The following is an 11,810-nucleotide window of genomic DNA, read 5'->3' on the forward strand; positions in this document are numbered from 1 at the left end:
GGACGGGTGGTCCCCGCCGGGTCCCGGAGGACCCACGGGGACCACCCGTCTCGTCGTCGCGGACCCGGTCGGGTCGCGCCGGTCAGCGGCTCGCCGGAGCGACCGCGTGGGGCGAACCGGCGCCGGCCGCCGCCGACTGCTCCCGGTACCACTCGAAGGTCCGTCGGACGCCTTCGACGAGCGGTACCGCGGGTTCGTAACCGGTGAGTCGACGCAGCTTGCCCAGGTCCGGCCGGCGCCGGTGCACCGAACGGGCGGGCGCGGGCAGCACCCGGACCGACGCCGTGCTGCCGGCCATGGAGAGGACCAGCCGGGCCAGGTCGGCGATGTTGGTCTCCTCCCGGTCGTTGCCGAGATGCACGATCTCCCCGTGCGCCGCCGGGGTCTCCATCAGCCGGACGACCGCCTCGACGGCGTCGTCGACGTGGCAGAACGCGCGGTGCTGGTCGGCGCCCCAGACCCGGAAGGGATCCTCGCCGGAGAGCGCCCGCAGGGTCATCTCGGGGATGACGTGGTCGCTCCCCATCCGCGGTCCGTACACGTTGTGGAACCGACCGACCACGGCGGTGGCGCCGCGGGCGTGGACACCGTGCAGCACCAACGCCTCGCCGGTGAGCTTGCTGACCGCGTAGGCCAACCGGGGCGACTTCACGTCGGCGATCATCAGCGGCACGTCCTCGGCGGTGGGAACCGGGACCACGCCGGCGTCCACCCCGCCCGCGTACACCTCGCTGGTGGAACTGAAGAAGATCTGGTGTCCGGGGCGCACCCAGTCGACCAGGTGCAGCGCGGTCAGGGTGTTGACCCGAAGCACCCGGGTGGGATCCGCCTCGACGTTGCGGACGCCGACCACCGCAGCGAGCAGGTAGACCTGGTCCACGTCGCGGGGCAGCGTCTTCCAGGCCGACTCGGTGGTCAAGTCCGCCGAGCGGACCTCGACCGCCGGGTCCCGGCCGATCGCGGACAACCGCTCGTCGGCGCGGCCACGGGAGAAGTCGTCGACCAGGACCACGCGGTGGCCGTCCCCGACCAGGCGTTCCGCCAGGTGCAGACCGATGAAGCCGGCGCCACCCAGAATCAGTGCGCGCATCAGGCGGACACCTCCCGCTCCCGTCGGGCGGGCGACGTGGGCGCCCGGTAGCCGATCCCGGCATAGCGGACGCCGCTCGCCCGGACGGCCGCCTCGTCAAGGATCCGCCACGAGTCGAAGACCAGCCGCACCGGCGTGCCGGCGAGCAGCGACCCCACCGGAAGGGCGCGGTAGTCCGGGTGGTCGGTCAGGACCAGCACCGCGTCCGCGTCCGCGAACGCCTTGTCCAGGCTGATCGGCTCGGCGCCCAGATCGCGGATCACCTCGGCCGCGACCATCGGATCGTGGCCGAGGACGGTCATTCCGGCCGCTCGGAAGGTTTCGAGCATCGCGACGACCGGGGCGCCTCGCATGTCGTCGGTGGGCGGCCAGCCCTTGTAGGCCCAGCCCAGCACGGCGAGGGTGGCGTTCCGGGTGGAGCCGTGGGCCTGCCGGACCAGCTCGACGACCTCGCCGGCGACGTGCGCCGGCAGGTGCTCGTTGAGCCGGCGCGCGGGGCCGACCAGGAACGGCGGCTCCGCCTGCGCGCTCGCGATCATCAGATACGGGTCCTTGGACAGGCACCCGCCGCCGACGTAACCCGGCCGGGCCAGGTCGGGGCGGGGGTAGTCGACGTTGGCGGCGGCGATCACCTCCAGCGGATCGAGGCCGTGTCGTCCGGCGATCAGCGCCAGTTCGTTGCCGAACGAGTAGATCAGGTCCGTGTGGCAGTTGTTGGCGAGCTTCACCAACTCCGCGGCCTCGAGGCTGGACACCGGCACGAGCTGGCGGACGAGCCCGCCGAGGAACGCCTGTCCCGCCTCGGCGCTGGCGTCGTCCAGCGCACCGACCACCTGGGGCAGCTCGACCAGTTCCCGCAACGCCTGGCCCTGGATGGTCCGCTCCGGCGCCATGACCAGCCGGACGTCGGCGCCCCACGCCTCGGTCAACACGGGCAGCACGACCCGCCTGGTGGTGCCCACCGGCACGGTGCTCCGCACCACGACCAGGGTGCCGGGCCGGCAGGTCCGTGCGACGGACGCCGCCGCCTGCGCCAGGTTCTCCAACCGGGGCTCGTGGGTCTCTTCGTCGACCGGGGTGGAGACGCAGAGCACGACGGCGTCCACGTCGGCCGGGAGGTGCTCGTCCACCAGCAGGGTTCGGCCCACGTGCCGGGCGAACACCTCCTCGACGCCGGGCTCGTACAGATGCGGACGCCCCGCGCGCAACGCCTGGCGGACCCGGGGCTGGGCGTCCACCCCGTGCACCCGGTATCCCTTGTCCGCCAGCGCGGCGGCGAGCGTCACACCGACGTAGCCGAGCCCGACGATTCCGATTCTGTGGTACACGGTCATCCTTTCGAGGAGGTGAGAGAAGGTTCGTCCGACGCCTCGGTCCACACGGCACGAAGGGTCTCGGCGAGGTCCAGCAGCGGCGACCAGCCCAGGTGCCGCCGGGCTGCGGTGACGTCGGCCCGGATCCAGGGCACGCCGGCCGAACGCTCGGCGCCGGGAGCGGGTGACGTCTCCGCCACCGTCCCGGCGAAGCCCGCCTCGGCGGCGAGGGCGTTCACCACCTCCCGGACCGACACGGCGGTGCCGCTGCCGATGTTGTAGACGACCCGGGGCAGCGGCGGGGCGAGCACGGCGGCCCGGACCGCGAGAGCGACGTCCCGCACGTCCACGAAGTCCCGGTACGCGTGCAGCGGGCCCAGCTCGATCCGGTGGGCTCCGGACCGCCTCGCGTCCGCGAGCAGACGTGCCACCCGACCGAGCACACCCGTGGCCGGCAGGCCGGGACCGATCGGGTTGAACACCCGCAGCACCACGGCGTCGAGCCGGCCGGCTGCCAGCTCCATGAGCCGGGTGGCGGTGAGATGGCTGAGGCCGTACGCGCCGAGCGGTCGGGCCGGGTCGGACTCGGACACCGACCGGCCGACCGGCACCTGCCCGTACTCACCGGCGGAGCCGAGTCGCACCAGCCGGGCGCCGGGGGCGGCCTGGGCCACCGCGTCGACGAGCCGGGCCGTGACCAGGGTGTGCGCCTGGAGCAGTTGCTCCGCGCTGCCGTCGAGACGGCCGGTGCAGTTGACCACCGCGGTCGGACGGACGCCCCGGACCAGGTCGGTGAGCTGCGCGACGTCGGCCGTCGACAGATCGCAGTCGGCACGGCCCGGGCAGACCAGGGACGCGTGCGGCGCCAACGCGTCCCGCACGTGCCGGCCCAGGAATCCGTTCGCTCCGAACAGCAGGACCGTGCTCATGCCGGCGTCCGCGGCGTGCGTGGCATCGGCGGGCGGAGTGTCGGGGCGCGGTTCGACTCGCCCACGGGCGTCTCCCTCGGGTCGGCTCACGGTGGTCCGGTCGAGTGGCCGGACGACAGTCGGTACGCCAGCTCAACGCCGACGGGATGTTCCGGTTGCGCGTTCTGGGCCGAAATAGCCGCGCGCATCCCGACCCGGGTCCGTCCGGTCTCGTCCCCCCTGGGTCGACCGGCCATTAAAGTCCGGAAATGCCGGATAGCAAGCACACATGCTGATACAACGGATATCGGCCGTTTCGTCGACTGGCTGGAGGCCCGTGACGTGAGCAGACCTGACGCCGATCCGCCCTCCCCGAGGCAGGACGCGCCCGCCCTGCGGATCGTCATACTGGTCAAAACGAACGAGGGCGGGATCTGGATCGTCCAGCCGGCCCGCGCCATGGCGGCGCGGGGCCACGAGGTCGTGGTCGTGCTCCCGCCGGGCGACGGCAAGCTCACCCGGCGCCTCGCCGAGCACGGCATCCGGACCGTCGACTCACCGTTCTCGTTCCGGTTCCGCCCCGACCCCGCCACCCTGCGCGGCCTGTGGCAACTGCGCCGACTGCTCCGCCGGCTGCGACCGGACGTCCTGAACTATCACCTGTACGCGGCCGCCCTGGCGGGTCGACTCGCCGGTCTGGGCCTGCCGCTGACCCGGGCACACACCGTGGTCGGCCCGCTGTTCCTGGAGTCACCGCTGATCCGCCGGTTCGAGCGGCTGCTCTGGCGGCTGGACGACGTCATCGTCTGCGGCACCGCCTACACGTCACGGTGCTACGCGGCCCTCGGCGTCCCGACACCCCGCCGCCCCGTGGTCACCTGCGGCATCGACACCGCACGCCTCAGCCCCGTGCCCGACGAGCACCACGACCCGGTGGTGGACGCCCGCGCGGTCCAGCGGGCGCGACGTGAGCAACGCGCCAAGGCGCGAGCCGACCTCGGCGTCGCCGAGGACGTGCTGCTCGTCCTCATGGTCGCCTACGTCTATCCGGCGAAGCGGCTGGTGGCTCGCGGCCGGCCGATCAAGGGACACGACGTCCTGCTGGAGGCCTGGCGCCACTTCCGGACCACCGCGCCCCAGGCCCACCTGATGCTCGTCGGTGGCGGCCTCGGCGCCGAGGCGCAGCGCCTGCGTCGGGACCTGATCGAGCGGTACGGCGTCGCCGGTGACCCCACCGTCACCTGGTTCGACTCCGTCGACGACGTCCGCCTCCACTACCAGGCGGCCGACCTCAGCGTCAGTCCGTCCCTGTCGGAGGGGCACGGCGCCTCCGTGGAGGCGAGCGCGATGGCGGTGCCGAGTGTCGTCAGCGACGCCGGCGGACTGCCGGAGACCGTCACCCGGGACTCGGGCTGGGTGGTGCCGCGCGACGATCCGTCCGCACTGGCCGCCGCCCTGGGCGCCGCGTACGCGGAATTCCGCGCCGGCACGTTGGCGTCCCGGGGCATCCGGGCCCGGGAACTCGCCGTCCGGCACTTCGACCATCGTCCGGCCGCCCGTGAGGTGGTCACCATCCTGGAGCGAGCCACCGCCGCCCGGCGCGGTCAGGTCGGCGAGCCCGCACGTACGGAGGTCACCCGATGAGCACCACGGGTCGTACCCGCCTGCTCGGTCCGCGGGGCGACGAGGTGGCCAAGCGCGCCGTCGACCTGACCATCGCTGTCCTGGCGCTCCTGCTGACCACGCCGCTCCTGGCGGCCGCCACGCTGGCGGTGCTGCTGCGGATCGGTGCACCGGTCTTCTTCGTGCAGGAACGCACCGGACGGCACGGCCGATCGTTCCGGATCTACAAGCTGCGCACGATGACCGACGACCGGGACGCGGACGGCGAGCTGCTGCCCGACGCGGTCCGCTGTCCACCGACGGGCCGGCTGCTGCGACGCCTCAGCATCGACGAACTGCCGCAGTTGTGGAACGTGCTGCGCGGCGACCTGAGCCTGGTCGGCCCGCGCCCCCTGGTGCCTCAGTACGACCCCTGGTACACCGAGCGCGAACGGCAGCGGTTCCTGGTCCGCCCGGGCCTCACCGGTCTGGTGCAGATCAGCGGGCGCAACGGCCTGACCTGGGACGAGCGGCTCGCGCTTGACGTCCGGTACGTCCGGGAGCGGTCGCTCGGGCTGGACCTGCGGATCCTCCTGCGCACCGCCCGGGCGGTGCTCGTCGGCACCGGCGCCTCGGCCACCGCGCGGGCCCGGACGGTCGACCTGGACGCGGAACGGCGGGCCTGGCTCGCGGTCGGCAGCCGATCCGCCGGTCCGACGGCGCACATCCTTCCGAGCGTGCCCCGGAGCTGACCCGTCCGGCCCCGACCCGGCACCGGTCGCGGTCGCGGTCGCCCGGACCCCAGCACGCCGACCGGCAAGAGAAACGCTCCCCGCACCGAGCCGGTGCGGGGAGCGCTTCTTGGAGGTAGGGGCGGATCAGATCGGCAGGCGGCGACGGGCCTTCCCGTCCGCGGCCTCCCGCAGGATCTCCAGGTAGGGGCCGAGCTGGTCCTCGCGGAACAGACCTTCGGTCGCGGTGGCCGGCACGACCGGCAACCGGCCCGTCCGCTCCTTGACGTCGAGCCACTCCCGCAGTTGGGCCGCGATCATCGCCGGTTCGTTGCGCACGACCCCGGCGCCCCGGTCCCGCAGCAGCTTCGCCGCCACCCCGCCCTCGTACCCGAGAAGCAGGATCGGACGCCGGGCCTGGAGGTAGTCGAAGATCTTGCCGGTGACCGTCCCGGCGTCACGGGGGTCGTTCCACATGAGCAGGACGAGCGCGTCGGCGTCCGCCTGGACGCGCCAGGACTTCTCCTGCGACACCTGCCCGAGGAGGGTCACCGAGTCGGCGACCCCGGCGCGCTCGACGGCGGCGCGGACGATCCCGTGATCCACCCCGGCGAAGACCACGTGCACCCGGGCGGCATCCGGCCCGAGCAGGGCGATCGCGTCGAGCAACGGACCGGGGTCGCGGCGTCCCGGGTAGACGTATCCGGTGTGCGCCAGCGTCAACGTGGCACGGCCCTGACCGTCACCGAGCGGCACCGCGTGGGCGGACTCCGCCGGCACGGGCCTGCGGTCGATGCCGTTCATCACCACTCGGGTGTCCACCCCGAACGTCCGGCGAACCGTCTCCGCCAGCGGCTCCGACACGGTCACACAGGTCGTCACCGACCGCAGCACGCGTCGCTCCAGGCTCTCGTCGATCGCCCGGCGCGGCGCGGACCGCACCCAGTACTCGTTCCCGACGGACCAGAGATCCCGGTAGTCGGCGACCCAGGGCACGCGCAACCGCCGAGCGATCGACGCCGCGACCAGGAAGCCGGAGAACGGCGGGCCCGACACCAGGACGACATCGGGACGCCACTCGCCCACCGCCGCACGGAAGGCGCGGATGGCCGGACGGATCCAGTTGACCTGCGCGTCGGGAACGAGGACCTCCAGGCCGGCGCGCACGAGCGCGTGTCTCACGCCGGCCCGCAGCCGGCTCAGTGGCGGCGTCCGTCCGGCGGAACCGCCGTCCGTCGGCGCGCCCGCCGTGGAGGTGGGCCGGGGAATCCGGGGCGAGGGCAGGGCGCGGATCACCTGCGCCTCGGGCAGCGGGGTCCGTTCGCCACCCTGGTCCGCACCGATGGCGGTCAGCACCCGCACGTCCCAGCCGTGATGGTGAGCGAACGCGGCCAGGGCCGCGGGCCTTCGGGCACCGACCGTCTCCGCGGGTGGAAAGTGGTAGGACACGATCAGCAGACGCCGCGTCGTACCGGAATCTCCCGGTGTCTCGGTCACGATCCGCACACTCCTTTCTGGCCCGGCAAAGGATCAACGAGTCTTTCCATGCGAAGACGTGGCAGAAGATCAAGCTGCCGCGCCGAGGCGCCTCAACTCTGTGGCACGAGCTGCGGCCGGGAACGCGACTCACGTCCGGCCCGGCTGGCCACCGTCACCACCCGAAGCGACATCAGCCAGCCGACGCCGTAGGTCAGGGCGCCGGCGATGCCGAACGCCCAGATCGCGACCAGCGGAGAACCACCGAGCAGCGCCACCAGCGAGACCGCTCCGGCGACCGCGACAAGTCGGCCGACGTCCCAGGCGAGTTGCAGCCCCTGCCGCTCGAACACGACCAGGGTCTGCGAGAGCGGGGACGCGATGAACTGAGCGGCCATGAAGACGGCCATGCCCTGCGCGAAGCTGCCGCTGCTGTGCCACTGCGGCCCGAATATCAGGGAGAACACCCCCGGCGCGCCGACCACGACGGCAAGCGCGCTGACGGCCGCGATCAACGCCAGCTTCCGGCTCGCGCTCACGAAGACTCGCCGGCTCCCGGCGGGTGCCTCGCGGGCGGTCCGGGCGATCTCCGCCAGATAGACCTGGGCGACGGCAGAGGCCACCAGGGCGGCTGGCATCGCGATCACCCGCTGGGTCAACCCCAACCAACCGGCGACGGCGCTCCCGTACCAGAACGCGATGAGCAGGACCGGGAGCTGGGTGCCGAGGATGTTGAGCAGACCGGACGGAGCCATGAGGAGCGGAAACCGCCGATACCGTCGAGCCACCGCCAGCAGCCGCCGAGGTCCGTGGTCCGCCTTCACCGCCACGCCCTGCCCGCTCGCGTCCCGGAGAAGGACGACGGCGGCCACCACCTGACCGAACCCGAACCCCAGTGTCAGTCCGCCGGTACGCAGACCCGCGACACCGGCCACGATCTGCGTGACCACGACACCGGCGGACTGGAACAGGTTGCGCCGTCCGATCGCCCCGTACCGACGGTGTCGGACGGCGAGTTGGTTGAGCACGAGGACCACACCCATCGCCGCGGCGGAGGGTGGGACCACCCACAGCCAGGGCGCCAGCTCCGGCTGACCGAACCACCGGGCCACCTCGTCGCCGGCCAGCAGCACCAGGACCGAGCCCAGGCCGGCGGTCGCGCACACCGCGACGAGGCCGAGGCCCACCAGCGCGCGGGCGACGCTCTCCTGTTCGGCCAACGGGATCGCCATCTCGAACCGGAGCGCCGCCACCGTGCCGACGGTGACCGCCAACGCGGCGACGACGGTGAGATGGCCGAAGTCAGCGGGGCGGTAGAGCCTGGCCAGCAGGGGCGCAGCCGCCAGGGCGAGAACCTGCCCACCCGCGGATCCGGCGGCAACGCTGATGACCCCTCGCCGGCCCGCCGACAGCGTCGGCCATGCGGATGCCCGCCACCTCACCCGACGACCTTCGACGGTCCGGTCTGCCGACGCGCCCCGGCCTCCCCCGCGAGCGGCACGAGGCGCCACGAGGCGTCGGCACCACCGACCGCCGGGTGCCGGGTCGAGGGGACGCCGGGACGTCGGGAGGTCGCGCGGGTCGCGCCGGCGAGTACGAGCACTCCGAGGGCCAGCGCGGCGAACAGTGGACGGTCGCCGTTGATGTCGCCGGACGTCGAGACGGCAACCGCGTAGAACGTCACCAGAGCGAGCGCGAACCCGGCGGCGGGGTCACGCCGGCTCGAGCGCCAGAGCCCGACGGCCACCACCACGACGGCCAGCGCGAAGGCGCCCGCCACCCACCAGCCCGACTCCGCCGGCAGCTCGAGCCACAGGTTGTGCGGGTAGTTGTGCATCGGCATGTCGGCGTAGTAGCTCCAGTTGCCGACGCCTACGCCGCCGGGGTGCTCGGCGATCATCGGCAGGGTGACGTCGCGCATCGCGGCCCGCGCACTGCCGTGCAACTCCTCGCTCGGGTCGACCACGAACGCGTACACCCTCGGGGGCAGCAGTGACGGCAGGGCGATCACCGTCACCACCAGAGCACCCATCAGCCCCAGGCCGACCCATTCGCGGCGGGTCCGGCGGATCTTCAGCCGGAGCCCGGCGAGCACGAGCACGAAGAGGGCCACCACCGCCGCCAGCAACGGCCCCCGGGAGCCGGTCGCGAACAGGCCGAGGAGGAGCAGCGCCGCCGCGCCCGCGGTCCACCAGACGGACAGCCGCTTCTTGAGAGACAGCCAGATGAGCGCCACGATCGCGCCACCGATCGCCCTCGCGACCCAGATCGGGTTGGCGCCGAACCCGGTCGCCCGGCCGTTCTCCGGGTCACCGACCAGAGCGGCGACCGCAAGCACCAGACCGGACACGACGAACACCGCGGCGAAAGCCTCGACGTCCCGTCGCCCTCGCAGCACCGCGACCGCCAGAGCGGCGAACATCGTCAGAGTCACCAGGAGGAAGAACTTCTGCTGGCCGTACTCCGTCTGGGGTGGCTCGAGGATCGGCGGCAGGGCAAGGATCCCGAAGGTCGTCAACACCGCGCACACCACCATCCTCGCCCGCGACTGCCCGCTGAGGATGTCGTGCAGGAGCAACGGAACCGCCAGGACCACCGCGGTGATCAGGAGTCCCCGGCCGACCAGGCGCGGAAACAGGTCGAAGTTGAGAAGAGCCACCACGGCGACGGCCCGCACCACGGCCGAGGCCGCGGTGGCCTGCGGCGGCGTCCGCTCCAGCCCGATCGGTCCGCCCGCGGCCGTCGGGACACGGCCGCCGATCATCACCATCTCGCACGTTCCTTCCGGGCAGAACCGCTTGTGCTGACGAAGACCGGTCCCGACGGCGGCCGATGACGGTGCCCGACGGGGCCGTGACGGCCGAGGAGCCCCACTCCGGTCATGCCCGTGCCGGTGCGCCGACGGGCAGCAGCATGTCCCGGACATCGGCGAAGCACCGGTTGGCCTCGTCGTAGTCCTCGGGCCGCCCGATGTCGAGCCAGTAGCCGTCGAACTCGTAGCCGGCCGGCGGCTCCCCCCGACCCAACAGGTCGAGCACCAGTTGGTCGAACCCGAAGGGTTGCCCCACCGGGTAGCGGGCGATGGTGTCCCGGGAGAGCCCGTAGACACCCATGCTCACCCGGTAGTGCAGGACCGGCTTCTCGGCGAATGAGGTGATCTTGTCGCCGGCCAGCTCCAACACCCCGAAGTCGATCTTGACGGTGCGCCGGTAGGTGGCGACCGTCAGCGGCGCGCCCGAGCGCGCGTGAGTCGCCAGCAGGTCGGCGTAGTCGAGATCGGTGAGCACGTCGCCGTTCATCACCAGGAAGTGCTCGGGCAGGCGATGCCGGATCCCGAAGAGCGGCCCGATGGTCGACAGCGGCTTGTCCTCCTCGACGTAGTCGACGTTCAGACCGAAGCGGGAGCCGTCGCCGACGAACGCCCGGATCAACGCGCCGAGGTGGTTGATCGCCAACGTCACGTGGGTGAAGCCACGGTCGGCGAGTTGACGCAGCACGATCTCGAGGATCGCGTAGCTCTCCCCGATCGGCACGAGCGGCTTCGGCAACGTGGAGGTGTAGGGCCGCAGCCGAACCCCCGCGCCGCCGGCCATGATCACGACATGCATCGGCTCTCCACTCGTCCCCCGCTCCACCTCGCGTTCAACGAGCCGGATCCGCGCTTGGGTACGGAAATCACCTGTTCGGGGGCACTTTCCCGGCTCCGCGCCTTCCGGTAAGTCCAGCGGCCCGCGCGTCGCTGTGGTGAGCTGTACCCGTGGCGGGCTACGTGTTCGGGCTGGTGCTGCACCCCACCCGGGACGTGGCCGAGGTCGTCGGGATCATCACGGACTGGGCCGGCCGGCACGGCAAGACCCTCGCGGTACGCGCGGAGGACCGGCACCGGGTGCCGGCGTCGGTGGAGGCGGTGCCGGGCGGCGAGTTGGCCGCCCGCTGCGACGCGCTGATCAGCATCGGCGGGGACGGCACCATGCTCGGCGCGCTGCGGATGGCGGTGCGCGACCCGAAGCCGGTGCTCGGCGTGCACCTGGGTCGGGTGGGCTTCCTGGTCGAGGTGCAGCCGCCGGACCTGCCCCGGGCGCTGGAACGGCTGGTCGCGCACGACTTCACCGTCGAGTCGCACGCCTGCCTGGCCTGCGACGTGTGCGGCGACGACGTGGTGGCGTTCAACGACATCGCGCTGGTCCGGCAACCCGGGGCCGGCTTCGTCACCGCCACCCTGGCCGTGGACGGCCAGCAGTACGGCTACTACCGGTGCGACGCGCTGGTGGTGAGCACGCCGACCGGCTCCACCGCGTACAGCTACGCCGCCGGCGGGCCGCTGATCTCGCCGGCGACGGAGGCGCTGGTGGTGACGCCGTCGGCCCCGATGGCCGGGATCTCCCGCTCGGTGCTGCTCTCCCCGCACGAGAGCGTGCACCTGGAGCTGCGGCCCGACTCGGCGCCGGTGGCGGTGGAGATGGACGGGCTGTTGATCCGCCAGGCGGCGACCGGCGGCTCGGTGCACGTGCGCTACGTCCGCGACGCCGGCCAGGTGGTCCGGCTCGACCCCCGCCGCTACCAGGAACGCAACCAGCTCAAGCTGAGCCTGCTGGACCTGCCGCTGCTGCCCGACCAGCTCCGCGAGCTGCTGCCGGACGGATTGCGGGAGCAGCTCAACCGCCGCGAGCTGCCCCCGCCCCGGTGACGC

General features: G+C 72.7%; 10 protein-coding genes. 3 read left to right on the forward strand and 7 right to left on the reverse strand.

The window, feature by feature from the left end; translation table 11 throughout:
* Positions 1-82 precede the first annotated feature (82 nt).
* Genes H1D33_RS14250 through H1D33_RS14260 form a run of 3 tightly spaced genes read right to left on the reverse strand, consistent with a single transcriptional unit; the run spans position 83 to position 3,332 of the window.
* Entirely contained in the window at positions 83-1,090 is a 1,008-nt protein-coding gene (locus H1D33_RS14250; RefSeq protein WP_181567609.1) for an NAD-dependent epimerase/dehydratase family protein, read from the reverse strand.
* On the reverse strand, positions 1,090-2,418 hold the full coding sequence (locus H1D33_RS14255) for a nucleotide sugar dehydrogenase (protein WP_414685524.1): 1,329 nt from the start codon (positions 2,416-2,418) through the stop codon (positions 1,090-1,092). The genes H1D33_RS14250 and H1D33_RS14255 overlap by 1 nt, the downstream gene beginning before the upstream one ends.
* Positions 2,419-2,420: 2 nt before the next feature.
* Positions 2,421-3,332 carry an NAD-dependent epimerase/dehydratase family protein gene (locus tag H1D33_RS14260; protein WP_181567607.1) on the reverse strand — a complete coding sequence of 304 codons (912 nt, stop codon included), beginning with the start codon at positions 3,330-3,332 and terminating at the stop codon, positions 2,421-2,423.
* Positions 3,333-3,653: 321 nt separating this feature from the next.
* Here H1D33_RS14260 and H1D33_RS14265 point away from each other — a divergent pair, with 321 nt between their 5' ends.
* Positions 3,654-4,955, forward strand: a complete 1,302-nt coding sequence (locus H1D33_RS14265) for a glycosyltransferase (RefSeq protein WP_246411373.1) — start codon at positions 3,654-3,656, stop codon at positions 4,953-4,955.
* A complete protein-coding gene (locus tag H1D33_RS14270) occupies positions 4,952-5,665 on the forward strand; it encodes a sugar transferase (RefSeq protein ID WP_181567606.1) in 714 nt (237 codons plus the stop codon). Before H1D33_RS14265 ends, H1D33_RS14270 begins: the two co-directional genes overlap by 4 nt.
* 126 nt (positions 5,666-5,791) lie before the next feature.
* Here the strand turns inward: H1D33_RS14270 and H1D33_RS14275 are convergent, their stop codons facing one another.
* The 4 genes from H1D33_RS14275 to H1D33_RS14290 all read right to left on the reverse strand — a co-directional run bounded on the left by H1D33_RS14275 (position 5,792) and on the right by H1D33_RS14290 (position 10,728).
* On the reverse strand, positions 5,792-7,141 hold the full coding sequence (locus H1D33_RS14275; protein WP_181567605.1) for a glycosyltransferase: 1,350 nt from the start codon (positions 7,139-7,141) through the stop codon (positions 5,792-5,794).
* A 92-nt stretch (positions 7,142-7,233) separates the two neighbouring features.
* Positions 7,234-8,631 carry a lipopolysaccharide biosynthesis protein gene (locus H1D33_RS14280; RefSeq protein ID WP_307755416.1) on the reverse strand — a complete coding sequence of 466 codons (1,398 nt, stop codon included), beginning with the start codon at positions 8,629-8,631 and terminating at the stop codon, positions 7,234-7,236.
* Entirely contained in the window at positions 8,559-9,890 is a 1,332-nt protein-coding gene (locus tag H1D33_RS14285; RefSeq protein WP_181567603.1) for an O-antigen ligase family protein, read from the reverse strand. Before H1D33_RS14285 ends, H1D33_RS14280 begins: the two co-directional genes overlap by 73 nt.
* A 109-nt stretch (positions 9,891-9,999) precedes the next feature.
* Positions 10,000-10,728, reverse strand: coding sequence for a sugar phosphate nucleotidyltransferase (locus tag H1D33_RS14290; RefSeq protein WP_181567602.1), 729 nt, complete (start codon positions 10,726-10,728; stop codon positions 10,000-10,002).
* A gap of 149 nt (positions 10,729-10,877) precedes the next feature.
* On the opposite strand from H1D33_RS14290, the gene H1D33_RS14295 reads away from it, so the two are divergent.
* Positions 10,878-11,807 carry an NAD(+)/NADH kinase gene (locus H1D33_RS14295; protein ID WP_181567601.1) on the forward strand — a complete coding sequence of 310 codons (930 nt, stop codon included), beginning with the start codon at positions 10,878-10,880 and terminating at the stop codon, positions 11,805-11,807.
* Positions 11,808-11,810: the final 3 nt, after the last annotated feature.

The organism is Micromonospora ferruginea, assembly GCF_013694245.2.
In the GTDB taxonomy this organism is placed as follows: Bacteria; Actinomycetota; Actinomycetes; order Mycobacteriales; family Micromonosporaceae; genus Micromonospora; species Micromonospora robiginosa.